Genomic DNA, 25,820 nt, shown 5'->3' on the forward strand with positions numbered 1-25,820 from the left:
ATGATCAAACAAGGGCTGCCTTCGGGCAGCACCAAGCGAAACATATCTGAAGAGTCCCACATGACTCTAACTTGCAGGTCAATATCCCGCTCCCTTGCAATAAACGCCGCTTACCTCAGCTCAAGGATACTGGCTTTCTTTCCATTTGAAATTGTGCGAATGCTTTCTATAAAAAAGCCCTTTAGAAGCTAACTTGATAACTCTTTTGCTGCCGCTTTGAGCTTAGTGCGCAACCACTTGTGGCTAGGTTCGTTAGTGCGACTGGGGTGCCAAATCATACACATATCGAGGTCTTCCAATTCGAATGGCAAAGGAAGAGTTTTAACGTCATATTTTTCAGAAAAGCAACGCACCGATGACATAGGTAGCACTCCAATGTAATCAGAGCCCTCAATAACAGGCAGCATCTCAACAACGCCAGCAGCTCGATAGACTATTCTACGTTTTTCAAGGTCACTGTAGTGTTCAGAACTCAATAAGCTTCTACGTGCATGCCATCTTGAAACAACCACATGATCAAGTGATAAAAACTGTTCCATATCGATAGTGTCACCAATCGTGGGATGGTCTTTACGGCACACCACCACCAGTTCCTCTTTAGAGATCACCTCATGCTTGAGCATGGTTCTTCCTCTTGGCGTCATATCGATAATGACATCATGTCTTTGAAGCCTTAAATCAGACTCGTAATCTTCCGTAAATAGAGGATGAACTTCTAATGCGATACCAGGTGCGACTTGACTGATTAACTGCATGACTCTTGGCATCATTTCATAACTCGCCGCTGAAACGCAGGCAATTGAAAACACACGGCCAGAGGTTTTAGGGTCAAAATCTCTTGATGCGGATAAGGTAGAAGTAAAGTTTTTAAGCGCAGCAGCCATTGCTGGATAGATATCAATAGCGAATGTGGTTGGCTCTACGCCAGAAGTCGTTCGATGAAACAGTGGCTCGTCATAGATATCTCTCAACCTTGCAAGCGCTTTGCTCACAGCTGGCTGGCTTATATCCATGCGATTAGCAGCCCTAGATAAGTTCTGCTCTTCATAAATAGCGACAAATATAGGAATTAGATTGAGTTCGGTACTTTTCATACAGTTCCATATTAAAGAAGCAGGTTCCCTATAGTAGAGAACCTGCCGATTTTGTTCGATGCGTATAACTAAAGTTTGCTACTTAGTTCTATCTTTTAAGTCTGGCAAGGCTTTAGGGATTTTCAAGCGGTCGAAAATTGAACGAGAATTGCTTGAGTTTGATTTATCACTGGGTAATTTACGTAAGCTTTTCCATAAACGAGTAAATACGTTTTTGTCTTCACGCCCTTGTTGGAGGGATTCACTGTCTTCTAGCCAACGCTTTTGTCCATTCAATTTACCAAGTTGCGCTTTATTCAGTTCTAACTGAGAGGTTTCGTTTCGCAATTGACGGTAGATAAAGGTTCTCAATGCAGCCCAATTACCTTGCTTAAGCAAACGACGGAATACCAACCAACTCGGTGTTGGGCGGTTCTCGTAATAACGTTTAACAGAAACAAAGCACGCCACACTGAACAACAGTGCCAGACCAACGCTAATAAACACTGACATGTAAGCCTTGATGAAAGATTGGACTGTGTGTTTAGCTTCAAACACATTCCCTTTTATCACCACGGTTTCAAGGCGTTGATTCTTGCTGTCCCACCACTGAAATGAAAACTCTGGCAACGTAAATTCACCGCCCTGCTGAATAACATAAACCGTCTCCTCAATTCGACTGGAACGGTAGTTACCACGATCTTGAGTATCATCTAAACGATTAGGCTGCGGGTAAGCTTGGTACTGCTGGTTCGATTCATTGTTCAACACGTCCGGAAGTAATACAGAAAGGCTGTCTTTTGCCTTGATGGTTACCGTTCGAGTAATAGCATCGCCTACTTTTAAGTTTTCACTCGAGCGTTGCCATTGTTGCTCTGTATCTACTTCTGTTGCAGAAAACCAAGGCGATTCATTATCAAGTAAACCTGAAGGCAACGAAGCTTCAAACTTAATTGACTGCGTGTAAAGCGTGCCGCCAACGTTAGAACCATCAGGTGCAGAAACTTGGACGCGAACCGGCACGGTTGGAATGACAAACTCGCCAGAAGTCATCGGATAAAGTGTCACTTCCCATCGTTGATGCGACCATGTAGTGCCATTGACCCGTTCCGTGTAATTGGTCGCGAGTTGGTTACGTTGCTTAGCGATCACGTTAGGGATTTCGATACTGCCGATTCGAGTCCCTCCTGTTAACCAGCGCGGCGTCGCCACCTCAATATTCAGAATTACCTGCTCATTAACGCTCACTTTAGTCGGCGTTATCTTATCGCCTGACTTTGGCTTTTCCCCTACCCAAGCGATAAGCTCAACGTCACCACTTTTTTGGAGATCGAAGATATCGGCAGCAGAAGCAACAAAAGGAGAAAACCAACTCAATATAAGAGTAATCGACAGTAACCACTTATGGGCTCTGAATCGCACTCTCTTTAATTGAATGGCTTCAAGAGCTAAATCATATCGACTCATTGGGTTTGCTCCTGTTTTGATGCCTGTTCCTGTTTTGACGCTTGTTCGATGGAAGGTGCAGGGTCTCGTAGCTGAATTTGGAATTTAGATTTTAAGAAGAACTTAGGGTCCGCTTCGACTCGTTTTAACCACTTATCGGCAAGCTCTTGGCTACCCAAAATTTCATTGGCATTAAGCGTTTCCTTGAGCATCAATTCCGCTACCGTTTCTTCTTCAGCGCCATCACCCGTTCGCGGCTGATCGTCTTCGAGTTCTAAAGATTCTTCAGGGCCATCTGTGGTTCCGGACTGACTTTCACTGGTTCGGTTTACCTCTTCGACAATCCCGCTAAGCACTGCAAGATTGTTCTCCACATCCGTTCTTAGTTCTGGTGACAGATCCTCTTTCTCGCTTAATGATTTCAAAAGGTCTCGCGCGGCAAGGTATTCTCGCTGTCGAGCTAAAGCACTCGCGGCATTATACAAACCATAATCGGTTTTGGTTTGCAGGAATGCACTGTGTGCGAGCTTAAAATCACGAGCATAGTAGTAAGCCGCACCTTTTCTCATTGGGTCAGTAAAATGTTTTGCCGCTTCAAGGTATTCTTTCTGATTCAACAGGCGTTGACCTTGTTGGTCAGGCGTTAACCATAAGTCCCACCACCATTGAGCTGTTTTGTCCCAAGCCGTAACCGACTCCACCACAACCGGTTTATCAGCGGTTAAGTTGACCGTTTTCGCCAAAGTACTTGGTGAATAGATGCTGCCCGAAATCACTAGACCAACGACACACCACTGCACCAACCATCCTTTTCTGAACCACAACAACATGATAATCGCCATTGGGATAAGCAAGCCATAGCCCATGTCTTTCCAAGGCATTGAAGATTCGCCGTTGAGCTGCATGTTTCTTTCAACCGCTCTGTTCAGTTGTTGGATATCCGAATCATCAACGGTCACCTCAACCACTCGTCCACCCGTCTTACTCGCTAAGTTACGCAATGAATCTAGGTCGACTGGGTTATCGCTCACCACATTACTGTTTCCTGCGGCTAGAATGAGCAACTGATACGGATTGTCGTTAAAGAAACTCTCGTACGCCCTAATGGTGCTTGGGTTTACACCATCTGATACCAACAGTACAGAAGAGCCTAACTCACCAGACAGTTGCTGATTAATCAATGGCAGTGCTTCTTCTGCTGACTTACCTGATACCGGCATGATATCGGGAGTGATAGCCGCTAGAAACGGTTCGAATACCTTGCTGTCTTGAGTGACGGGCATCGCGACGTGTGCGCTGCCTGCGTAAACCACTAAGCCCGTATTACCGCCTTTCCGAGCTGCCAATAAGTCTCTAATTTTCTGCTTAGAACGTTCCAAGCGACTCGGTGGTAAGTCTTTAGCGAGCATGGATTCACTGTTATCAAGCACAACCAACATCGACGCTTTGTCTTCACCAAAAGGCGAAGCCTCACGTTGCCATGTTGGGCCAGAACAGATAATGATGGCGATAGTTACAATCACCACCAATAGCTTCAATGGCAGTTGCTTACGCCAGCCTGTTTCGCCAATCGTCAATGCATCACGTAAGTGTGCAGGTAGAATATCTTTCCACGTTGGTTTGGTCTCTTCTCTCCAACGAACCCATAACAGGAAGAACATCGGAATAAAGGCCAACAACCACAAAGGTCGGATAAAATGAAACTGGGTGAAGAACTGTTGTAGAGTGAGAGAATCAGGCATCATCCTCTCCTTTCAATTTTTTAGTTTTAGAAGCCAAAAGCGACCTTCTACGTAAAGTCGCCAGACTAAAGGCAGTCAGATACATCACAACAACAATCGCCATTAAGTAATGGTGCAGCCCCTGTTTAGGACGATAAGTGGTACTTTCATATAACTGTGGTTCTAGTTCACCGATTTGAGCGTAGGCTTTAGTCAGTTCGTCGCGGTTAAGCGCCTCAAAGGCTTCGCCACCAGACTCTTGAGCCACTCGTTTGATGGTTTCCATATCCAAAGCCACTTCACCAACGGTTTGTGGGTCACCCATGGCGATCACGTGAATACGAACGCCTTTCGCCTTCGCAACTTTGGCGGCATCAATCGGTTCAACAAAGCTTCCCGTATCATTACCGTCGGTTAATACGATCACGACCTTCTCTTTTTCGTTGGCATCAACACTTGAATCTTGAACGGCAACACTTTGCTTTTCGCTTTGTTCAAACACCTTAATCGCCAAGCCAATTGCATCACCTAAGTGCGTGCTTTGCCCTGCCATAGCGACATCGGTTTGATTAAGCAGTTCAAGCCACACATCTTGGTCAGCTGTAAACGGTGTTTGTACAAACGCTGCATCACCAAAAAGAATCAAACCGAGTCGATCCCCTTTTCGGGTAGTCGCAAAATCAGCCAGCACTTCTTTGGTCGCGTCCAAACGAGATATTTTATCGCCCCGCTTAGAGGTAAAGTCTTGTTCTGCCATTGAGCCAGATAAATCGACCACTACCATCACATCACGACCTAATTGTTCGCGAACTTGCGGCTCACCAAGAATGGTTGGTTTAGCGAGCGCGCACACCACTAATGCCCAAGTAATAATGAGCGTGGTTCGTTGCCACCAGCTTGGTGTTAGCTGGCTTGCCCCTTCAGACGGCGCTTCACCAATAGCTTCAACCAATTCACTGAAAAATGGCACCTTGATGGCCATTTGCTTAGTTCGATAAGCTGGCACGGCAAAGTAGACCAACAACGGCAAAGGCAGCGCGATAAACCACAGTGGGTGCGCGAATTCAAAGCTGGCAGATAAACTATCAAACATTATCTTGCCCCTCTGGTTTCGCTTGTACATCTGGTTTATGAATTTTTAGCCACATCATCGCGGTTTGAATCACCTCTAAACGCTGTTCAAAGCTCAAACGCACATTAGGGTCAATTAAGCTCTGCATCCATAATTCTGAGATTTCATCGGCAAAGAACGCATTGCTGTTTTCACTTGTGTTAGCGCTAACAGGCAGATAAGCGTTTAGACGGTTTACATAGGCTTGTCCAAACAGCTTTGCATTACTGCTGTCTAGGTAACGAAGTACCACTTTCAGTACTTTGAAGGTTCGTTCTGTTGAATTTTTGTCTCGTGCATCCAATATCATGAGCTCTTGAAGCGCTTCTTTGCGATAACGGTTATTCCACCATTTCTGCGCCAAACGATAAGCCAGATAGATAGCGACCAATAACAGAATAACGCCAAGGATCTTCCAGCCGATCGTTTGAGGAGCCCAGCTCACACTGTCAGGAATCGCTACATCGTGCAGTTCGCGGAGGATATAGGTACTTGGAGGAGTATGTTCAACAGCCATTTAGCGCCCTCCCACTAGCTTCTGCAGCTGTGATATGTGATTGCCCGACGTGTCTAATTCTATATAAGGGAGGTTTTTCATCGCCATCAATTTAGCAAGGGACTGTTTCTGCAGTGCCGCTTTCTGAGCAAGACTTTCACTCGCGAGGTTTACCTTAGATTGGCTATCCAGATTAAGTTGAAAGCGACCATCACCCACCACCCAGTTTGCGCTTGCAAGATCTTGAGGCAATGACTGTTCTAATGGGTCGGTGACCATAATGGCCAAGATATCGTTGTGTTGCTGTAACTGCTTTAGTCGATCGAGATGTTGTTCTCGGCAGTCTCGCCAGTCACTAATGAATATCAAAGTTGATTGCTTGAGTCTCATTCGCTTGATCAGTTCAATCCACTGGCTAAAACCAACACCCTCGCTGTCACTCACACTCACGTCTAAGCTTTGATTAGCCTTGGTAAGATGCTTTAACTGAGCCAATAAATCAGACTGTGAACGCTGCGCTTTGGTATGAAAGAGCTTTTGGTGCGACGCCAAAACGAAGCCGACACGATCACCATCTTTAAGCACTCGCCATCCACACAGTGCAGCGACTTCGGCAGCCACAACGGATTTCATGGTGTTTTGAGAAGCAAAAAACATCGAACTGCGCTGATCGACACAGATCATCACATTACGGTCTTTCTCTTCGGTGTAACTGCGAACATGCGGCTTCCCCGTTCGCATGGTGACTTTCCAATCGAGATTACGGATATCATCACCCAATTGGTAATGACGTAATTCTTCGAAGTTCAAACCACGACCACGGAACAAAGAGTTATGTCTGCCCGAAAGTACGCTGCCCGCTTTTAAATGAGGTAACAGTGAAAATGACTCAGCTTGAGCCTGAATTCGCACTAACCTTGAATAGTCACAGTACAGTCGAGGATCAAGGCCTTGTGGTTTGGGAGCTTGTGTTGGCTTCGCCATGACGCCCCCTAGTTATCCGATCTCAACATTATCAAGCAGTTCTTCAACCACTCTTTGATGGTCAACACCATCGGCCAATGCATCGTAAGACAACGAGAATCGGTGACCTAATACGGTTGGCAACATGGCACGCACATCGTCTGACGTGACGTGGTCACGCCCTTGCAGCCACGCATAAGCGCGAGCACATTTATCCAATGAAATAGATGCACGAGGGCTTGAACCAATTTCAATCCATTTCGATAAGTCTGATTCTGGATAACGCTCAGGTTTACGAGTCGCCATTACCAAAGCCACAATGTAGTTCTCTACTAAATCGGAAACGGCAATGTCTGGAAGTTGGCGGCGCGCTTCAAGCACTAATTCAGGTTCAATATGCTGTGGAGTGACTAATTCCGAACTGGTCTCGCTACCGAGTTCCTCACTGCGCACAAGTCGAATGATGTCGCGTTCAGCTTCATCTTCTGGATAGTCGACCGTGACTTTCATAATGAAACGGTCCATCTGTGCTTCAGGCAGTGGATACGTACCTTCTTGCTCGACTGGGTTTTGCGTAGCGAGCACCATGAATAGATCAGGTAGGATATGAGTTTGACCACCCACCGTAATCGTTCCTTCCGCCATGGCTTCAAGCAGAGCCGCTTGCACCTTTGCAGGAGCACGGTTCACTTCATCGGCTAAAACAATACTGTTGAAAATAGGACCCGGTTGAAAGTGCAACTGAGGCTTCCCATCAAGCTCTTGATACACTTCTGTACCGGTTACATCTGATGGCAGCAGGTCAGGCGTAAACTGAATTCGACCAAAACTGGTGTTCAGTAGGTTCGCCAGCGATTTCACTGAACGAGTTTTCGCTGTACCGGGAAGTCCCTCTAAAAGCACATGCCCATTAGTCAATAACCCTATCACCAGAGCCCGAACGACGTGGCTCTGACCGATAACACTTTTCTCTGTTTGTTCAATCAGTTGGTTAATTGCTTGTTGCGCATGGTTCATAGGTCTTCCCTTAATTCAATCTGGCTGCGTACATCCTACTCACAAGCCCCATAACTATTAGTTATACACGTGATAATTGTTCATCAGCGCGATAAGTTATAAACGTGATAATTGCTCATAAGCGCGATAATTAGTTACAAGCGGAATAAGCAGCAAGCACAATAGCCAAGCTCACCTTATCGCTTTATTTAAACTTAGCTCTCAATTGGTTAATGGCCTCCGGCGGTGCCACTTTGCTCAGTGATGAAATACATTGCTCAAACGCCTTTGGTACGCCCGGTATATGGCTGTTTCGCGCCAACACTTCACACTGGGCATACAAGTGCTGTGGGTTACGGCTAAATTGGTAAGCCTTGTGCAGTGATTGACTTGCCGCAAGCACATCAGATTTCTCCAAAGCCAATCCGTACACATACCAATATTGTGGGTCGGTTTGCGCAGTTTCAGCGGCTTGTTTAAGGTAGTCCGTTGCTTGTTCGTAATCTTTCACGCGAAGCAGAGATAACCCTGTGCTGTATGGCAATACACTCGATTTAGGCTGAGCTTCAATGCCTTGCTTCAAGGTCGACAACGCTTTTGCTTCGTGACCTTGCGCTCGATACAAATCCGCTAAATTGGCGTAGCTATTTTCGAAATAAGGCTCAATCTCGATAGCGCCTAGATAAAACTCAATCGCTTTGTCGTGCTGACCTAAATCCCGGTAAACGTTGCCTAGGTTAGTACGTCCAAATCCTCTATCGGCATTAAATTGCTGTATTTCAATGTACTCTTCCAATGCAGGCTTGATTTGGTCTTTCTGCAGAGGGTTCATTTCTCCCCAATAACGCACTAATGCGCCTGCGGCTTCTGAACGAATTGACAATACAGGGTCTTTCACTAGCGGCTCTAGAATTTGCCAACGGTCAGTGAATGGGAAACCAGACGAGCCTTGCACAACGCCCAAACGGATCATTTCATCATCATGTTTCACCGCTCTTGCTAGCGAGATAAGCGTATTCTTACCCGTATTGCCGCCCAAACGTTCTAAGCTCGATGCACGAATGATATTGCTTAAGCTGGAGTCCTGAGCCGAGTATGCCAACGCATCCTCTGCACCTCTGTGTCCTATTGAATCAGCATAAAAGGCAACGGCAAAATGCTGCTGATTACGATACTTAGAATCTGGGAACCACTTACCGATTTGCTTATCTGCCCACTGGTCGGTTTGATCTTCATGACAGCTAGTACACACGTTTGGTGTTTTAATGTGTTGGCTAATATCAGGACGCGGGATATGCCAACTATGGTCACGTCTTGGGTCGACCTCCATGTAAGTCGTTTCTGGCATGTGACAAGTGGTACATTGTGAAGCCTCAGTATTCGCTTCATGGAAGGTGTGCTTTTCAGGCGTGTATTCAGAAGCAATGTGACATTGGCTACATACAGCTTCCTCTGCAATTTTCAGTTCTGCGGTATGGGGATCGTGGCAGTTAGTACATGTGACGCCTTTTTCAGCCATCACTGATTGAAGGAAAGATCCGTAAACGTAATCTTCATCGTAGATTTGACCGTCGTTGTGGTAGAGCTCAGGAGTAATCAAACTTAGACGATACTTATCAAAGAAAGACCCGTTCACATGGTCACCCGTTTCATTTAACTGAGTACGTCGGCTGTGGCATTGCGCACAGGTTTGAACTTGATTGGTATGGATGATGTCTTTTGGTTGCAGGGTTGAGTTGCCCTCTTGGTAGATCCACTCTTTGACCGACTTCGACAAGTCGCGATCAAAACCATAATGCGCTGAGACTTGAGCATCCTTTCCGCCGTTAGCTTTTGCTAGCTGGGCCTGCTCAACGTGCTCGCTTGCAGGCCCATGACAGGCTTCACAACCGACATTAATCTCAGACCAAGTAGTGTTGTAAGTATTACTTGCGCTGTCGTAGTTCTTTTCTAGGTTCGTTGAATGGCAATCAGCACACATGAAGTTCCAGTTTTGACCGCTATTGGTCCAGTAGAATTCATCAGTGTTGGTGGTATCCGGGTAGAGGTTAAACCAGCGTTGACCGCCTTCGCCCTCAGTGCGAGAGTCCCAAGCGAAAGGAATCAACTGTACTCGACCGTCTTCAAACTCAACCATGTACTGTTGTAATGGTTCAAAGGCAAAGGTATAGCTGATTTTGTAATCTTTGAATTGCCCGTCAGGCCCTTCGATATTGACCCAGAACTCTTCACCCTTGCGAAAAAATCGATTGGGTTTACCGCCATGAGTGACCGTTTGATCGTTGAAATCGCCTAATACAGACTCATCTGCAGCGTGTTTCATCGCCATGTCATGATGAGAGCCCTGCCACACTTCGACTTCTTCACTATGACAATCAACACAAGCTTCCGATCCGACATAGGTGGCTTTAGAGCCGATAGGTAAAACATCAGAGCTAGCGTCTGAAGCTACAGAACTGAGCTTTGAAGCCTCAGTGTTGCTATTAGGATCTTGCTCGTTGGCATAGGTGCTCAAACTGAACAGCGACAACATAAGTGGAGACAAGATTACGGATAATACTGCGACTCTCTGGTGTTTCAATCCGTTCACTAGCGAGCACAACCATGCAGACATAACATTCCTTGTTTTTATACATCCTTATGCTTACTAAGGTAGACGTAAAAACGACTAAAATACAATTATTTAGTGGCAATGATCATGATAGTTGTGATTCATATTCACGACCGGGATTTACTCATCGATATGCGCATAAAAAAAAAGAGCTCCTAGGAGCTCTTTGTGTTTTCAGTTTCATCAAGCTATCAGTTTCAATAAACCAAAGCTTACTTATTATGGTTCTCTTGAAGTTTCTCCATAACCTGATCCAAGCTAAAGCTTGCTGCTTTTTGGCGTGGTGGGTATTCGGCAAACGTTTCTAAGAACTCGCCTACATACGCTTGCGCAGGAACGAACATATAAGCATGGTCTAACAACCAGTCATAATAGGTATTCGAAGTAATATCTGCGTTTTCGTATGGGTCCATACGCAGGTTAAACAGCTTAGGAAGACGTAACGTCACGAACGGTTCTGACCAAATCTGCATGGTACCCGTTGCACGTTGCTCCATGAACACCGCTTTCCATTGGTTGTAACGAAGCGCCGCTAAATCGCCATCATCGGTAAAGTAGAAGATCTCTGAACGACGGCCTTTTTCTTCTTCACCCGTTAGGTAAGGAAGGAAGTTATAACCATCTAAGTGAACCTTAAACGTTTTATCACCGGCAGTATGACCTTTCAGCAATTTCTCTTTGATTTGGTCATCACCAGCAGCGGCAACGAAGGTTGGCATCCAGTCCATGTGGTGCATGATTTCATTGGATACGGTTCCAGGTTCAATCTTACCAGGCCAACGGACCATTGCTGGTACACGGTATGCGCCTTCCCAGTTAGTGTTTTTCTCACCACGGAACGGGGTTGTACCCGCATCTGGCCAAGAGTTCATGTGTGGGCCGTTATCCGTTGAGTAGAAAACGATGGTGTTGTCTTTGATTCCCAACTCATCCACTTGCTTCAATAGTTGCCCAACGTGTCGATCGTGCTCAACCATACCATCAGCGTAGTTACCGACACCGGTCACACCTTTACTATCGGCTTTCACGTGCGTTCTAAAGTGCATACGTGTTGCGTTCCACCAAACGAAGAATGGTTTGTCCGCTTTCACTGCGCGATCCATGAAATCAAGTGCCGCGTCTAGTGTTTCTTCATCGACCGTTTCCATACGCTTACGCGTCAGTGGACCCGTATCTTCTATCTTGCCATCAGCGAATGACTTAATAACACCACGCGGACCGAACTTCTTACGAAACTCAGGATCGGTTGGGTAATCTTCATTCTCTGGTTCTTCTTCAGCATTCAGGTGGTAAAGGTTGCCAAAAAATTCGTCAAACCCGTGTGCCGTTGGAAGGAATTCATCTTTGTCGCCAAGGTGGTTTTTACCAAATTGACCTGTCATGTAACCCATAGGTTTCAGCATTTCTGCGATTGTCGCGTCTTCCGCTTGCAAGCCAATGTCTGCGCCCGGCAAGCCTACTTTACTCAAACCCGTTCGTAATACACTTTGTCCCGTAATAAAGGTAGAGCGACCCGCAGTACACGATTGTTCAGCGTAATAATCGGTAAACATCATCCCTTCTTTGGCGATGCTATCAATATTAGGCGTTTTGTAACCCATTAAACCAAAGGTGTATGCGCTAACATTAGACTGTCCAATATCATCCCCCCAAATCACGAGAATATTTGGTTTTTCAGCTGCGAATGTGGTGGTGGAAGCCGCCATCATCGCCGTACCCAAAATCGCTAAACGACGTTTAACGCCATATTTCGCTGTCATAGAAACCTCTTCGTAAGTTATTTGCATCCTGCCCTACAACGTATAGTCCATTTTTTAAGCATGCGCGAGGTTCGCTAAGCTATTAATCTTTTTGTCATTTTTTATTCAGATACAGGTGCAGAAGTTATCGATAAGGTTTACGGCGACAAACATGATAAGGATCACACATGTTATCTAAGGGTTTCTGGTAACCATCAGACTAAATTCAATTTAATCAGCAAGTTAACCATGCATCATAACGATTGGTTATAAGCACTATAAAAGGACGTAACGGAATTTTGAGAATAACATTTGCTCATCGATGCGTTGTTCTAACGCATTAATCTTAAAAGTGAATCGGAGTCCTTATGGGTACTAAAATTAATAAACTAGCATTAGGTGTTGGCTTATTAGCAGCTTCTTCAGCGGCAACAGCAGCAGAAAAACCAAACATTCTTGCTATCTGGGGTGATGACATTGGTGTATTCAACATCAGTGCATACAACAACGGTATGATGGGTTACGAAACACCTAACATCGACCGTATTGCTAACGAAGGCGCACTATTTACTGACCACTACGGTCAACAATCGTGTACTGCTGGTCGTGCTGCATTCCTAACAGGTCAAGAACCTTTCCGTACTGGTCTATTGACTATCGGCATGCCAGGTTCGGACCACGGTATCCCTGATTGGGCTCCAACGATCGCAGACCTTCTTAAAGAACAAGGCTACATGACAGCTCAGTTCGGTAAGAACCACATGGGTGACCAAGACAAACACCTTCCAACGAACCACGGTTTTGACCAGTTCTTCGGTAACCTGTACCACCTAAACGCGGAAGAAGAGCCAGAGACATACTACTACCCTAAAGACCCTGAGTTCCGTAAGAACTTTGGCCCTCGTGGTGTAATCAAATCGACTTCTGACGGTAAGATTGAAGATACAGGCCCAATGACGCGTAAGCGTATGGAGCATGCGGATGAAGAGTTCCTAGAAGAATCTCTAGCCTTCATGGAAAAAGCAGTAAAAGCTGACAAACCATTCTTCATTTGGCACAACACCACTCGTATGCACGTGTGGACTCGTCTACAAGAAAAATACCAAGGCGCATCGGGTATCAGCATCTACGCTGATGGCATGTTAGAGCACGATGACCAAGTGGGTATCCTTTTAGACAAGCTTGATGAGCTTAAAATCGCAGACAACACTATCGTCATCTACTCTACCGATAACGGTGCAGAAACCGTATCTTGGCCTGATGGTGGTGCTACTTACTTCCACGGTGAGAAAGGTACAACTTACGAAGGTGGCATGCGTGTTCCTCAACTAGTTCGCTGGCCTGGTACTATCAAACCGGGAACTAAGATCAACGATATTATGGGGCACCAAGACTGGATCCCGACTCTACTAGCAGCCGCTGGTGATGATAAAGTGGTTGAGAAACTTGCGTCTGATAAAGGTGCAACTTACAACGGTAAAAACTGGCGTGTTCACCTAGATGGTTACAACTTCCTGCCTTACTTCCAAGGCAAAGAAGAGAAAGGCCCTCGTGACAGCATGCTTTACTTCTCTGCTAACGCTGAGCTAAACGCAGTTCGTTGGAATGACTTCAAGATTTCGTTCGCAGTAATGGACGGTAACATTGTTGATGCAGTTCGCTTCCAACCAAACTGGCCTCAAGTAGTTCACCTACGTGCTGACCCATTCGAAAAAGCACCACACGAATCGGGCATGTACCTACGCTGGATGGCAGATAACATGTGGCTATTCGTACCAGTAGGCGGCAAAGTACAAGAGTTCATGAACACGCTACCTGACTACCCAATGCAGCAAAGCCAAGTATTGAACCCTGGTAACTTCAACCAAAATGCTTACATGCTTCAAGGTAAACTTAAGCAATTAGAAGCGGCAGCAACGCAAGCTAAATAAGTCCTTCTAGACCATGTAATTCAAGCAGTTTAGAAAGTACATGATGTAATACCAAAGCCGTGGTCACTCTATGCAGTTACCACGGTTTTTCTACGTCTGGCACTTGTTTTCTGTATCTGCATCAGTATCTGTATCTTAAAAATCCGAGTTTTATACAACAAGGTCTTTTCGAATTGACCGTTAGGTCACTAACTTGCCCTACGTAACGCGTTGTTTCTAACGATCCCTGTCCCTTGTCATCCAACGATTCAATGACTTCATCTTGCTCCTCTCCTCTTGTTACACCATCTTCTTGCAACATCACCGCTATGAAACTAAGTTTATAAATATGCACCTCTCATCCACAGGGTGAATAAGGTTTAAATCAGAAGGATTCTGACTTGCCAAAATTATCTAAACTAGATGGAACTAATACTATGAAAACGCCATATTTAGCAGTAATAAGCATCACTGTCATTTGCGTTTCAATAGGCCTACTGGTTTATGACGCCGCTTCTTTAAAGATGCACGCCTCATTTGAGCACCAAGAAAATCACTCTCATGCAAACGACCATGATGATTCATACTCTTCAGAACACGACTCAAATACAAACTCACAAGATGCCCAACAAGCGGCATTTCCAGATCAACAAATCTTCCCAATTCCAGATTCGACCGAGATTAACAATGAACTTGCCAAGATAGGCTGGGCGCTATTCAAAGACCCTAACTTATCATCGAACCGAAGTGTCAGCTGTGAAAGTTGTCATAGCCTACAAACCAATGGTGCTGAAGTGATTCCTGTTTCCATTGGCGTAAATGGAGCAGGAATGCGAAATTCACTCACCGTTTTTAACGCTGCCTTTAACTACCGATTTTTTTGGGATGGTCGGGTGAATAACCTTGGCGATCAAATCGATGGTCCAGTACACAACGTTGACGAAATGGATTCAAACTGGAAACACATTACGGACTATGTCTCTCAATCGGAGACTTACATCAGCCTATTCAAAGAACAATCGACAACCATCAACGAAGCTTCGATTAAGGCTGCACTTATTGAGTTCATGCAAGGGCTAACCACGCCTGATTCTCCTTTCGACCAGTATTTGCGAGGCGATCATTCAGCGTTGTCTGATAAGGCCAAGCGAGGCTGGGAGGCCTTTCAAGAACAAGGCTGCATTCGCTGCCACCAAGGTACCAATATTGGCGGAGGTATGGTGATGCGATTTGGCTATTTTGGGTTATCAAAAACGGGCTCAGAACGAAGTGAAGACCAAGGTCGATTTATGTTTACAAGACAACCACAAGACAAGCACCTCTTCCGTGTCGCCAGTTTAAGAAACGTGGCGATCACTGCCCCCTATTTTCATGATGGTCAAACTGAAACGTTAGAGGAAGCCATCAAAATCATGGGGGAAAGCCAACTCGGTAAAACATTTGAAAAGCAAACCATTAGTGAGATTAAAACATTTCTAGAAACCTTAACGGGCAGCCGCCCTCAGATGTTAGTGGAGTTTGAAAATGAATAAAATCAGACTCATCTTTTTGCTGTTTTTCTCGCTATTCTTGGCTTTGGTTAGCTTAATTATATTGACCTATTCTGAGCACGGGAAAGTATCGGAATATGGAGAATCTGTTCGAGAGCTGGGGCATGAAGTTTTAGAAATGCGCGATCAGATAACCAACGCTGCTCTCGCTGACATTTCGAACCCTTACCAAATATCGGCTGATTTAGTCAGACTAGAAATAGAACTGCAAGAGCTCAAGGATAGCTATAAGGGGGAAAGCATCCACTCAACGTTCTTTCAAGACTTACAAACCACCCAATTACTTGAGCGTTTCCACAAGGCCTCGATAGCCAATGTCGATACGCTCGACAAGCTCGTCGGGTTGAGTGTCGCTCGTCAGTTCATACTGCAATCCCTAACGCTGCAACTCATTGATAGTCATTCAGCAAACCATCGAGAAGCAGCAAGGGGACATGATTCAGAAAAACTAAATGCTCTCTCTACACCGGAGCTCAACATTCAAAGTGAGGTACTTGCTAGCGTGTTATTTTCAGGGAGCCAAATTCAAGTTCAAGAGATTAGCTCAGAGTTGTCGGACCTGTCTAAAACGTTCGCTGAACTCAATCAGCAACAAAATGTACTGTTATCTCAAGTTCTTTCGGTGCATAACATGGAGTATCTTGAGCAAATTGAACATCAATTCACCGACCTTCAAGACCAACTAGAAGGCGTGATTGTCAAACTTATCATCACACTCGCGCTATTAACCTTCGCTTTCTCGTTCGCCATCTTTATCTTCCGAGTCTTTGAATTAAAACGAAACAACCTTGCCTATCAAGAAGCCGCAAACAAAGCAGAAAAAGCCAACGAAGCGAAGTCCTTATTCCTTGCCACCATGAGTCACGAGTTAAGAACGCCGATGAATGGCGTACTAGGTATCGCTCAAATAATCAAAGAGGATTCGCAAAGCGCCGATACCCGCCAACAAGCACAGATAATCATCGATTCAGGCCAGCATCTTGTCACCATATTGAATGATATTCTTGACTTTTCTAAGGTTGAGCAAGGCAAAATGGAGCTTGAATATAGCCCTTTCTCAGTGGCAGACGTAGTGACACATCTTGATAAAACCTTGACGCCTCTTGCAGAAGACAAAGGCCTCGCTTTTACCATTAAAGATAACATCCCTACCCATATTCAGTTGATTGGTGACTCTGCACGTACACGTCAGATCTTATTTAATTTAGCAGGCAATGCCGTCAAATTTACTGAGTCAGGAAAGGTTGAAGTGGAATTCTTGATTGCACCAACCACCCCACCAAGCGTGAATATCTTAGTGACTGATACAGGTATTGGCATCGCAGAAGACAAGATCGACCATATATTCACGGCATTTGAACAAGCCGAGCTCTCAACGACCCGTAAGTTTGGTGGGACAGGATTAGGGCTTTCCATTGTTAAGCAGTTAGTCGAACTGATGGGTGGCACCATCACGGTTACCAGCCGGCTTAATTTTGGCACTCGATTTACTATCTCGCTTCCGCTTGAAATGCACGAACTTGAAGCACAAGTCATCGATCAAACGCCAACCAAAACCAATAAGACTCTCGATGACTTCTCAGTATTGTTAGTCGAAGACAACAAGATCAACGCAATGGTGATTAGGAAGTTCTGTGAATCTATCAACTTAACGGTTGAGAACGCCTACGACGGTTTACAAGCCTTAGATAAATTAGTTTCAAGCCAATATGACCTGATCATCATGGATAACCACATGCCGAACATGAGCGGCATTGAGGCAATTCAAAAAATCCGTAACGAACTCAAGCTGACTACCGTAGTTTTCGCATGCACAGCCGACGTATTTAAAGAAGCACACGATGAATTTATCATGTCAGGGGCTGATTTTGTTCTCACCAAACCATTACAGAAAAACAGCTTACAAAACGCCATCAATGAGTTTCATGACCAATTTGAGGGTAACAGACATAACTTGGCTAACGAACATAACCTTTTAACCAAAGGTGCAAGCAACATCACCATGTTAACGCGTCATCCCAAGAATAAACTGCCACTCACTGAGGAAGAACTGTCGCGTAGCCAAGTATTGGCACAAGATGATCTCAAATCAGACCAGAAGCTCAAATGCTTAACGTCTCTCGTTGATGAGCTAGAAAACGAAATCGATGAGTTGATAGAGCTATTTTCGGACGCTAAACAGGATGACCTCTCCAGAACATTGAAGGCGGTTAAAGAGATTGCCGCAAGATATGAAATGAACGAAGTACTTGAACTCGCGAGCTCAGCCGAACAGATAGCCGATCAACACGTCATGCCAGAAGCCGAGTTGCTCCAACAACTGATCAACCGCCTGATGGTCAATAGCCATCAAGCTACGCGCCTAATAAACAAGCTCAATCAACAACGTAAAACGGGCTAAGTGAGATATCACATGACATGGAACTTTAATTTACCCAATACGCGATCAAATATGCTCTTAGCCCTTGGTGCAACCATCATTTTCGCCGTCGATTGTCATGTACCTTTAGGCATTGCTATGGCCGTTCCCTACGTTACGATAGTATTGCTGGCGGCAACAACGAAAGATCCAACCTCCACAGTCATGTGGGCTATCACCTGCACCTTGCTTACGCTCATTGGCTACTACCTATCTAGTACGGGCAGTGAAACCTGGTTCGTCGCCTTCAACCGAGTGATTACGATTTATGCCATTTGGGTATCTGCTCTCGTTCCTATGTATATCACTCTGCAGTCGCTTCGAAGCGCTCAAGAGAGCGATTTAGATAATCCAGAAGAGAAAACGTTGAGGCCACACCATAATACGAACGAAAAAAACACGTTTCGTACGTTCAAGAATTAGGCTTAGGTTAAGTTTCGGTGAATTTTACCAAATCGAGACAAGGTAACTTGAAATACTTCGTTCTGCATGAGATTGTAATTTAACTATCCATAAACAACTGTATGATTATGAAAACATTACAATCCATCGCGCTGCTTTCCACAATTATCGTAGCACCAAACGTGTTAGCTGACGTGACAATTGAAGTTCCTTCTAGCGCAGATGCGTTAGTCGAAGTCTTAGCTGTAAATGAGGCTAAGCCTGATCTTGACGGTGGCTTTTTCTCTTCGAGCAAAACGATCACCGTTCCAGATGGTGTGAACCAAATCGTTTTCAAATATCAACTCGCTTTTAGCCAAGGTAACGACCGCGAGTTTGTCGATAGCGACACCATTATTGCTACTTTTGACGCGGCAGACACAGCATTGACGTTCGACATGCCGAAGTTCCGTAACACCAACGAAGCGAAAAAAGGCCTTCAAAACTTAGATTGGAAACTGGTTGATGAAAACCAAAACGCAATCAGTGTTAAGCAAGACAAGCTAGTAAAAGATGGCATGCAGATTGGTCGTAAATACCCTCAAGAAGCTAGAGAATACAACCAGAAAGGCGGCATCGCAGCACTTACAGTAGGTGCTAGCGCGGGCGCAGCACAACCCGTAACGCTTCCAGCAAAGATTGACGGAAATGCGGCGAATACAGCTGAAGAAATGTTGTATTTCTGGTACGAAAAAGCGGATGCTGAAACGAAGCAGAAATTCAAAGACTACGTGAACAAGTAGCTCAATGGTCTTAATTTAAAAACGAAAGAAGCTGGCGCACTGCCAGCTTCTTTTTTGTCTTCATCTAGATGATTTAAGCTTATATAGATTAAGCAGACTCAGTCGATAACACTTTGCCATCTACTTTTGTTGGCCACCCTAGCGCTTTGTATTCTGCAGCCAGTAAGTGCGCACAGCGGCTAGAAACCGTTGTTTTAATCCAATCACCAAGCCCCAATACTTTATATTCCAATACAGCCATTTTCATAACAATTCTATTCCGCTCTAATTCAATTTATAAATCTAGAGTGAACATTATAGATGTTCTCTTGTAATGTATGTTCCTAAAAGAACACTGTGCATAATTTTTTGAAATATCTAATAAACACTGAAAATCTAGTCATCCAAACGTTAATTCGTATTGTTAGAGCTTCACGCCTTAATCTCAGCAACAGGATCTCGTATCATCAAATTCATCGGAGAAATATGCTCATACAAGCGCTCAACATTGGTGATAGAAACCTTCCCTCTTTGTATATTAACCAAACCCTGTTGTTCTATCCCTTTGAGGACCTCGTTTAACCTAGGCCTTGATATGCCAGTGATGTTGCTCAGTTGACTTTGTGAAATGTTGATACTAACCGTTGCCCCTGTAATATTCGTTTGTCGTGCCGCTAGCTCTAACAACACATAAATTGTTTTTTGTTCTTTTTCATGGATAGACGACAAGTAAGCTTGCATCCAGATCGACTGACCTTTTGCACCGCAATGAAGTAGCCATTTGAATACCATGCACTTTCTCTCTGCGAGATCTAAGATCTTATCTGAAGGGAAAAGTACCATTGTGATGGGGTCTACCTCTTCAGCGAGAGCAAAAAGGTTATAGTCAACATGAACCGACAGCGCGCCGATCCAATCACCTTTACCTACGACCCCACCCGACATACTTTTCAAATTTTCAGTTGAAAAGCAGATACCAGCCGAACCGGTAAGAATATAAAAAACACCCGGAAGATTTTGAAATTTTTTCGTAATCTCAAGGCTATGTATGCCCGTTTTTAAAACAGCAATTTCGAGCAGGCTGTCTATAAAGTCTTGTGGTAAATCACAAGGCCATTGTATCTGTTCACCTATTTGGGGGTCTAACAACGATTAACTCCTCGTTTAGATATATCTACGTAAGTACAACGCTATCTCACCGCACCTTTCCTAAATGTAGTCCATTCCAGCTAATATCCAGAGATTATTTATCAAAAAGACCATATGCCTTAGTATCTTAAGGCCTTAACGCAACTTAAAATCATGGGCGAACCATTTTATAGTGTTAAGAAGTGACCAACTATTAACCTATATAGCCGTAACAATTCGCTTGTTGCACTCTCGTTTTTGGGGACTCGTTTTTGGGCATTCAGATTATTGACATTAAATTTATTGAAGACTCAATCGATTGCCCCCCTGTTTACTGAACATAAACAAAAAACGACCAGCAATTGCCAGTCGTTTAGGTATATCCAATAGTAGAACTTTGAATACTAGATAGCACCAACCTCGGCGATATACGCTAAAACAACATCACGATATTGTTGTTTCAACGATTCCTCGATAAAGCTCGCGTCGATCGCGTTTAAGCTGAACTGTGCTAGCTCTTGATGCGTAAGCTGATGAGCATTGCTAACAGCATTAAAGTTATCCGACATATAACCACCGAAATACGCAGGATCGTCAGAGTTGATCGTTACGGCAACGCCCTTCCTTAGTAGCTCGACAATATTGTGGTCTTCCATTACATCAAACACCCGCAGTTTAATGTTAGATAGTGGACACACAGTCAGCGGCATTTTGGTCTCAATCAATTCCGATATCAACGCTTCGTCGGTCATGCACTGCACGCCATGGTCTACTCGGCTCACACTGAGCATTTCAATGGCATCGACAATGTTCTGTGCAGGCCCTTCTTCACCAGCATGAGCCACTGTTAGAAAACCCGCTTGTTTGGCTTGTTGGAATACGCGTTTGAACTTCTCTGGCGGATGCCCGAGTTCTGAGGAGTCTAATCCAACCCCAATAATTTTACCTTGGTGCTTGAGAATATCGGCGAACGTTTGAATAGCGCTCTCTTCAGATAAATGACGTAAGAAGCAAGCGATGATTTGAGAAGTGATCCCTAACTCTTTCTGACCACACTCGAGTGCGCGATAAATGCCGTGAATCACAGTATCAAATGCAACCCCACGATCGGTATGCGTTTGAGGATCAAAGAAAATTTCAGTATGAATAACATTGTCAGCTTTACAACGTTCTAGATAAGCCCATGTTAAATCGTAGAAATCCTGTTCTGTGCGCAGTGCATCAGCACCTTGATAATAGATATCCAGAAATGACTGTAAATCATCAAATTCGTATGCGCGTCTTAGCTGCTCTGGAGATGAATAAGGCAGATCAATGCCGTTGCGTTGAGCAAGTTGGAAAAGTAACTCAGGTTCGAGCGAACCTTCAATGTGTAAATGCAACTCTACTTTTGGGAGCCCTTGAATAAATGCGTTCATATTTCACCTACTATGGATTTTAGGTGTGCACTTACTCTGAATAATAGACAGGAGGTTTTCTTGAACGCCATTACAAAGAGTAAGAACACAATTGTGATCTAAACCCTTCGTAATCAGCACTTTGCGGGAGCTGGTAGAGACCCCCAAACCATATCATTGGGGTTATACGAAGCAAACGGTTGCTACTATACAGAGTTCAGTGTGAATTTCACTAATCGTTTCTCCATAAAACTAATAAATCACTCAGTAGCATTTAAGAATACTCGCCACACTTTATTCAGAACATCATTCTAACATTAGGTTGACACACTTTAGCTATTGCCGCTATTTTGTCTAAAACCACAAAAGACGGTCAATATGAAAGATAACCAATTCGCGAGCTTTGAGGATCTCCTCTCTCACCAAACCAACACTTTGACCGCATGCCAACCCAAAGATTTCGATAGCACTTTTTTCTTACTGGCAAGAGAAGCGCTCGCTTGGTTTAAGCTCGACAGGCTTACCCTGTTTCCAAACTCAATGATTCTTCTGGATACAGGAAAAAGTATTTCCGTATCCCAAACAGATACTCCACCGCTTGAAATGGAACGCTTTCTAAAAGGCAATTATCTTGATTACCTAAAGCTTTTACGTTCAAAAGAGTGTTGGCAGTTGTTCCCTGAGGAAACACTAAAGAACCATAAACTCGACCCGCTACGTGTACTTTATGAAGAAGGTGCTCATTGGCATGGGATTGTAAGCCTTTCACTGTTTGGTCAACAGTGGGGAGCTATCGGCTTCTCACGGTTCAGTCGTTACGATAAGCCAATTGAAGAGGCTGACATGAAGCGAATCAAATTGCTGAGTGACATCTGGCTCTGTTTTTGGCAGCACTCCAAAATGACTCGTAGTGTCACCAGCGATGAAACCAATAATATTAACGAGAGTGAAAAACTATTATTGCTGACCAAAAGGCAGTGTGCGGTTCTAACTCAATTGGCACAAGGTTATACCGCTAAGCAATGTGCGGAGATCCTCTTTTTAAGCCCTAGAACCATTGAGTCACACAAATACCGCATGTTGGATATTTTGGAACTCGACAACCATACCGAACTGATTCAATTTGCGCTGCGCAATGGTTTCGGTATAGACAACAAATAACGCTAGATTCGTATAAAAGCCCTCAAAAGCAATGATTTAAGGGCTTTGTTTAATCACTATCTTATTGGCCAATTTCAACTGAACTGAGTTAAGTCACTCTCAACGATAATCCGGTCGAATTCTCGACATCAGTAACATATCGATATACTTACCCGCTTTGAATGTACTCAGCCTTTTGGTGCCTTCTAACTGAAAACCCACTCGTTCATATAAAGCAATCGCGGAGTGGTTATCTGCATGAACCTCTAACTCAAGGCGAACGAGGCTTAGCCAGTTATCGGCTTGATTGATCGCTTCTTGCATTATAGTCTTACCGACCCCTTTGCCATGCATCTCCGGATTAATCGCTATCGCAAGACCAGCGCAATGTCTGTCTCTCACCTTCGTGGTCATGAATAAAGTAATGTGACCTACGACCTTGCCAGAAACCTCCGCAACTAAAGTGAAATGGTCTGAGTGACCAAACAGTCGCTCCACTTGATCAGAGCTAAGAAAAGGCTTTTGTGAGGTATTCTCTAATACTGACGAGTGTCGATAAATATCAAAAATATCTTGGTTATCGGTGGGTTCAAGATGTCTAATTTGTATTTCCAAAGCGCTTCCTTATCATATTATTTTTGTCCATAAGCTAATTTTCATATTACGGATAGCAACGAGCACCTACAACCTTTGAAGGTGTAAGTGCTCGAAATAATTACACAAATAGAAAGGCTGCTCTTAAGCTTCTGCTTTGATTAGTTTTGTTGACGTAGTGTGAATATTAGAATTTGTAGTCAACACCAACACTCGCTAATGCTTGTTCAGAGCTGTAAAAGTCAATCTTAGAGTCAATCGACCTGACACCGAGTAATGAAATAAACGACCAATCTTCATAACCCATTAAGCCACCGAACTCATAAGCTAAAAATGCACCGTATTCATTCTCTTCACGTACTTGCCCGTAAATTGGATTCGACTCATCATATTCACGATCACTTGCATCTAGGGTAACAACAAAACCGTGGCGACCGATTCTCTTCGCGTAGTTTAATTCAATACCATAACTATCGAAGCTGAGTGCCCCTCCTTCTGCGTCTGAGTGGAAATACACCATTGAAGGAACAAATAGACCTGCTTGGTTTGGCAAGATAAAGCGGTACCCTGCTTTGGCGTACACATAGGTTCTTTCCCTATCCAGCAGCACAGCATCTTCCGGAGATAAGGCTTGGCTACCAGATAGCTCTTCATCAACATCAGATTGTCCAAATGCGAGATCCGTTCGAAAACCAGTTCCACCGATATTAGTGAGCTGCAGTCGTCCTACATTACCTTTCACATCCGTTTCATTTCGATTAACGCCAACAGCATACGGATCCGTCCAAGCCTTGCCCGAGATAAGCGTAGGAAGAACAGAAAAATCCAATATTGTGCCTCCAGATAGCTGATGTCGATAACCAATCTCAAAAGCAATGGTACCTGTTGCAATATCCTCTCGAGTGGTACCCGCATACACTTGATGAGTCAGTGACTCACCAAAGGTATATTGAACCGTACCCAAAAAACCGAGTAGCCCTAGATTTTCGCTGTCCCCCTCCTTGGTGTTAGTTGCTTGATTCGCGTCTTGCTCGGTGCTCAAGTTACTGCTGTCAGAAGATACACCCGTCAAGACACTGAAGTTACCACTGAAACCTTCCGTTGGTGCAAGGCCACTATAAGCTGGCATTGAAGCGAATGCCGAAAATACAACTGGTAAAACAAACCTCATATTCACATCCATTAATTGAATAATCACCCGTCAACTATATGTATTAAATTAAAATTATAACAACTATTTAACGGAGACATTCATTCAACTGACGAATTGGGTGTCTAAAAAATATGTTCAAAGGTGCAATAAGTTGATCTATCGCTTTTAAGCTTTCGTAGAACTTCTCGAAAATAACGGACAAAACTCAAAGGAAGACAATATGTTTATCAAATTAATCAAAACCACATCAGTGCTAGTTGCGACGCTTCTTTTTACGGCTTTTGCTCACGCTAACCACCACGAGATGAAGAAAGACATCGTTGATGTTGCGGCTGAAAACGGCTCTTTCAATACTTTAGTGGCTGCAGTAAAAGCAGCGGACTTAGTTGACACATTGAAAGGTGAAGGCCCTTTCACCGTATTAGCTCCCACTGATGAGGCATTTGCTGCGTTACCAGAAGGAACGGTCGACATGTTGTTGAAGCCAGAAAACAAAGACAAATTAGTTGCAGTGCTCACATACCATGTAATACCAGGTAAAATCATGGCAGCTGAAGTTATGAAGTTAAATAGCGCAGTGACGGTTCAAGGCGGTGCGGTAATGATAGCGATAGATGACGGCAACGTAATGATAGACAACGCCAAAGTTATTATGCCAGACGTTGAGGCTAGCAATGGTGTTATCCATGTGATTGACGCTGTGCTGTTGCCTAAATAAGAAATACAACATCAGTCAAAGGTTTTAAGAGGGTGTGACAGGTCACACCCTTTTCATCTTTTAATTAAAAAGTTAATAACGGTCTCCAGCTAACCGAGGCTGCCTTTATATCAACAAGAACTATATCGACAAGAACCCGAATTACACAAACAAGCGGCCGAATATTAGAAATGCCGCCATCGACACCACCTTCGTGAAGACCACCACCCAGATGCAATCACCAATACTAGAGTGCGTTGCTTTCCCGAGAAGGAACACAAACAGAATCAACCCCAACACCCAGCCCACTGTCGGAATCAATGACACCAAAGCAACGATTACAGCAATAGTAAGAAGGGATTTAAAGTCTGCGATCACGAAAGACATTTTGGAGGCGATATACATGCAGCATGCGGTTATTAATGCGTCCATCACAAACGCTAAAGCTTCAATTCCCACGTAACTTCCTTCACTCAAATTAGTTGCAGTGAATATTATCGCTAAAGTGATGAT

The 25,820-nt window shown here is 44.2% G+C and carries 22 protein-coding genes and 1 riboswitch; of the genes, 7 read left to right on the forward strand and 15 right to left on the reverse strand.

Annotated features, from left to right (window positions below; translation table 11 throughout):
- Positions 1–188: 188 nt before the first annotated feature.
- The 9 genes from M4S28_RS23880 to M4S28_RS23920 form a co-directional block, all read right to left on the reverse strand.
- Positions 189–1,094, reverse strand: coding sequence for a LysR family transcriptional regulator (locus tag M4S28_RS23880; protein WP_004730495.1), 906 nt, complete (start codon positions 1,092–1,094; stop codon positions 189–191).
- 78 nt (positions 1,095–1,172) lie between these two features.
- The gene (locus tag M4S28_RS23885; protein ID WP_249633057.1) at positions 1,173–2,540 is read right to left on the reverse strand and encodes a BatD family protein; all 1,368 of its coding nucleotides are present in this window, start codon (positions 2,538–2,540) and stop codon (positions 1,173–1,175) included.
- A complete protein-coding gene (locus tag M4S28_RS23890) occupies positions 2,537–4,261 on the reverse strand; it encodes a VWA domain-containing protein (RefSeq protein WP_102393777.1) in 1,725 nt (574 codons plus the stop codon). Before M4S28_RS23890 ends, M4S28_RS23885 begins: the two co-directional genes overlap by 4 nt.
- Positions 4,254–5,333: a vWA domain-containing protein gene (locus tag M4S28_RS23895; RefSeq protein ID WP_102449434.1), complete on the reverse strand. Its 1,080-nt coding sequence runs from the start codon at positions 5,331–5,333 to the stop codon at positions 4,254–4,256. The genes M4S28_RS23890 and M4S28_RS23895 overlap by 8 nt, the downstream gene beginning before the upstream one ends.
- Complete coding sequence (locus M4S28_RS23900) at positions 5,326–5,868, reverse strand: DUF4381 domain-containing protein (RefSeq protein ID WP_086051061.1); 543 nt, start codon at positions 5,866–5,868, stop codon at positions 5,326–5,328. Before M4S28_RS23900 ends, M4S28_RS23895 begins: the two co-directional genes overlap by 8 nt.
- Positions 5,869–6,831, reverse strand: a complete 963-nt coding sequence (locus tag M4S28_RS23905; protein ID WP_017080116.1) for a DUF58 domain-containing protein — start codon at positions 6,829–6,831, stop codon at positions 5,869–5,871.
- A gap of 12 nt (positions 6,832–6,843) precedes the next feature.
- Positions 6,844–7,827: an AAA family ATPase gene (locus M4S28_RS23910; protein ID WP_108187514.1), complete on the reverse strand. Its 984-nt coding sequence runs from the start codon at positions 7,825–7,827 to the stop codon at positions 6,844–6,846.
- A gap of 184 nt (positions 7,828–8,011) precedes the next feature.
- Positions 8,012–10,420: a multiheme c-type cytochrome gene (locus M4S28_RS23915; protein WP_249633058.1), complete on the reverse strand. Its 2,409-nt coding sequence runs from the start codon at positions 10,418–10,420 to the stop codon at positions 8,012–8,014.
- A 209-nt stretch (positions 10,421–10,629) separates the two neighbouring features.
- Positions 10,630–12,177, reverse strand: a complete 1,548-nt coding sequence (locus tag M4S28_RS23920) for an arylsulfatase (protein ID WP_004730481.1) — start codon at positions 12,175–12,177, stop codon at positions 10,630–10,632.
- A 347-nt stretch (positions 12,178–12,524) separates the two neighbouring features.
- On the opposite strand from M4S28_RS23920, the gene M4S28_RS23925 reads away from it, so the two are divergent.
- The 5 genes from M4S28_RS23925 (at position 12,525) to M4S28_RS23945 (ending at position 19,219) form a co-directional block, all read left to right on the forward strand.
- Positions 12,525–14,087, forward strand: coding sequence for an arylsulfatase (locus tag M4S28_RS23925; RefSeq protein ID WP_249633059.1), 1,563 nt, complete (start codon positions 12,525–12,527; stop codon positions 14,085–14,087).
- A 416-nt stretch (positions 14,088–14,503) separates the two neighbouring features.
- Complete coding sequence (locus M4S28_RS23930; RefSeq protein WP_249633060.1) at positions 14,504–15,598, forward strand: cytochrome-c peroxidase; 1,095 nt, start codon at positions 14,504–14,506, stop codon at positions 15,596–15,598.
- Positions 15,591–18,017, forward strand: a complete 2,427-nt coding sequence (locus tag M4S28_RS23935; RefSeq protein ID WP_249633061.1) for a hybrid sensor histidine kinase/response regulator — start codon at positions 15,591–15,593, stop codon at positions 18,015–18,017. The genes M4S28_RS23930 and M4S28_RS23935 overlap by 8 nt, the downstream gene beginning before the upstream one ends.
- A gap of 12 nt (positions 18,018–18,029) precedes the next feature.
- Positions 18,030–18,458: a hypothetical protein gene (locus M4S28_RS23940; protein WP_102503835.1), complete on the forward strand. Its 429-nt coding sequence runs from the start codon at positions 18,030–18,032 to the stop codon at positions 18,456–18,458.
- A 107-nt stretch (positions 18,459–18,565) separates the two neighbouring features.
- Entirely contained in the window at positions 18,566–19,219 is a 654-nt protein-coding gene (locus M4S28_RS23945) for a DUF2057 family protein (RefSeq protein WP_249633062.1), read from the forward strand.
- Positions 19,220–19,307: 88 nt separating this feature from the next.
- Here the strand turns inward: M4S28_RS23945 and M4S28_RS23950 are convergent, their stop codons facing one another.
- From M4S28_RS23950 to M4S28_RS23960, 3 genes are all read right to left on the reverse strand, one after another.
- Positions 19,308–19,466 (reverse strand): hypothetical protein, encoded by a 159-nt coding sequence (locus M4S28_RS23950; protein WP_004730469.1) that lies wholly within the window; start codon positions 19,464–19,466, stop codon positions 19,308–19,310.
- Positions 19,467–19,630: 164 nt separating this feature from the next.
- Entirely contained in the window at positions 19,631–20,347 is a 717-nt protein-coding gene (locus M4S28_RS23955) for a Crp/Fnr family transcriptional regulator (RefSeq protein WP_249633063.1), read from the reverse strand.
- Positions 20,348–20,730: 383 nt separating this feature from the next.
- Positions 20,731–21,744 (reverse strand): adenosine deaminase, encoded by a 1,014-nt coding sequence (locus M4S28_RS23960; RefSeq protein WP_249633064.1) that lies wholly within the window; start codon positions 21,742–21,744, stop codon positions 20,731–20,733.
- A gap of 90 nt (positions 21,745–21,834) precedes the next feature.
- Positions 21,835–21,934, reverse strand: a riboswitch (purine riboswitch).
- A 167-nt stretch (positions 21,935–22,101) separates the two neighbouring features.
- On the opposite strand from M4S28_RS23960, the gene M4S28_RS23965 reads away from it, so the two are divergent.
- On the forward strand, positions 22,102–22,884 hold the full coding sequence (locus M4S28_RS23965; protein ID WP_017080125.1) for a LuxR C-terminal-related transcriptional regulator: 783 nt from the start codon (positions 22,102–22,104) through the stop codon (positions 22,882–22,884).
- Between the two features lie 99 nt (positions 22,885–22,983).
- Here M4S28_RS23965 and M4S28_RS23970 read toward each other — a convergent pair whose 3' ends face one another.
- Positions 22,984–23,478 carry a GNAT family N-acetyltransferase gene (locus M4S28_RS23970; protein ID WP_249633065.1) on the reverse strand — a complete coding sequence of 165 codons (495 nt, stop codon included), beginning with the start codon at positions 23,476–23,478 and terminating at the stop codon, positions 22,984–22,986.
- Between the two features lie 166 nt (positions 23,479–23,644).
- Positions 23,645–24,628: a DUF2860 family protein gene (locus tag M4S28_RS23975; RefSeq protein WP_171310599.1), complete on the reverse strand. Its 984-nt coding sequence runs from the start codon at positions 24,626–24,628 to the stop codon at positions 23,645–23,647.
- A 202-nt stretch (positions 24,629–24,830) separates the two neighbouring features.
- Here M4S28_RS23975 and M4S28_RS23980 point away from each other — a divergent pair, with 202 nt between their 5' ends.
- Positions 24,831–25,328: a fasciclin domain-containing protein gene (locus tag M4S28_RS23980; protein WP_249633066.1), complete on the forward strand. Its 498-nt coding sequence runs from the start codon at positions 24,831–24,833 to the stop codon at positions 25,326–25,328.
- Positions 25,329–25,469: 141 nt separating this feature from the next.
- Here M4S28_RS23980 and M4S28_RS23985 read toward each other — a convergent pair whose 3' ends face one another.
- Complete coding sequence (locus tag M4S28_RS23985) at positions 25,470–25,766, reverse strand: hypothetical protein (protein WP_065607251.1); 297 nt, start codon at positions 25,764–25,766, stop codon at positions 25,470–25,472.
- Positions 25,767–25,820 lie beyond the last annotated feature (54 nt).

Source organism: Vibrio sp. J383, assembly GCF_023503985.1.
GTDB classification, from domain to species: domain Bacteria; phylum Pseudomonadota; class Gammaproteobacteria; order Enterobacterales; family Vibrionaceae; genus Vibrio; species Vibrio splendidus.

Excerpts from the sequence above, each read along its gene's own strand:
- M4S28_RS23895 (WP_102449434.1), bottom strand. The coding sequence starts at position 5,333 with ATGTTTGATAGTTTATCTGCCAGCTTTGAATTCGCGCACCCACTGTGG.
- M4S28_RS23885 (WP_249633057.1), bottom strand. The coding sequence starts at position 2,540 with ATGAGTCGATATGATTTAGCTCTTGAAGCCATTCAATTAAAGAGAGTG.
- M4S28_RS23925 (WP_249633059.1), top strand. The coding sequence starts at position 12,525 with ATGGGTACTAAAATTAATAAACTAGCATTAGGTGTTGGCTTATTAGCA.
- M4S28_RS23965 (WP_017080125.1), top strand. The coding sequence starts at position 22,102 with ATGAAAGATAACCAATTCGCGAGCTTTGAGGATCTCCTCTCTCACCAA.
- M4S28_RS23960 (WP_249633064.1), bottom strand. The coding sequence starts at position 21,744 with ATGAACGCATTTATTCAAGGGCTCCCAAAAGTAGAGTTGCATTTACAC.
- M4S28_RS23920 (WP_004730481.1), bottom strand. The coding sequence starts at position 12,177 with ATGACAGCGAAATATGGCGTTAAACGTCGTTTAGCGATTTTGGGTACG.
- M4S28_RS23905 (WP_017080116.1), bottom strand. The coding sequence starts at position 6,831 with ATGGCGAAGCCAACACAAGCTCCCAAACCACAAGGCCTTGATCCTCGA.
- M4S28_RS23900 (WP_086051061.1), bottom strand. The coding sequence starts at position 5,868 with ATGGCTGTTGAACATACTCCTCCAAGTACCTATATCCTCCGCGAACTG.
- M4S28_RS23940 (WP_102503835.1), top strand. The coding sequence starts at position 18,030 with ATGACATGGAACTTTAATTTACCCAATACGCGATCAAATATGCTCTTA.
- M4S28_RS23975 (WP_171310599.1), bottom strand. The coding sequence starts at position 24,628 with ATGAGGTTTGTTTTACCAGTTGTATTTTCGGCATTCGCTTCAATGCCA.
- M4S28_RS23890 (WP_102393777.1), bottom strand. The coding sequence starts at position 4,261 with ATGCCTGATTCTCTCACTCTACAACAGTTCTTCACCCAGTTTCATTTT.
- M4S28_RS23945 (WP_249633062.1), top strand. The coding sequence starts at position 18,566 with ATGAAAACATTACAATCCATCGCGCTGCTTTCCACAATTATCGTAGCA.
- M4S28_RS23935 (WP_249633061.1), top strand. The coding sequence starts at position 15,591 with ATGAATAAAATCAGACTCATCTTTTTGCTGTTTTTCTCGCTATTCTTG.
- M4S28_RS23880 (WP_004730495.1), bottom strand. The coding sequence starts at position 1,094 with ATGAAAAGTACCGAACTCAATCTAATTCCTATATTTGTCGCTATTTAT.
- M4S28_RS23950 (WP_004730469.1), bottom strand. The coding sequence starts at position 19,466 with ATGAAAATGGCTGTATTGGAATATAAAGTATTGGGGCTTGGTGATTGG.
- M4S28_RS23930 (WP_249633060.1), top strand. The coding sequence starts at position 14,504 with ATGAAAACGCCATATTTAGCAGTAATAAGCATCACTGTCATTTGCGTT.
- M4S28_RS23980 (WP_249633066.1), top strand. The coding sequence starts at position 24,831 with ATGTTTATCAAATTAATCAAAACCACATCAGTGCTAGTTGCGACGCTT.
- M4S28_RS23910 (WP_108187514.1), bottom strand. The coding sequence starts at position 7,827 with ATGAACCATGCGCAACAAGCAATTAACCAACTGATTGAACAAACAGAG.
- M4S28_RS23915 (WP_249633058.1), bottom strand. The coding sequence starts at position 10,420 with ATGTCTGCATGGTTGTGCTCGCTAGTGAACGGATTGAAACACCAGAGA.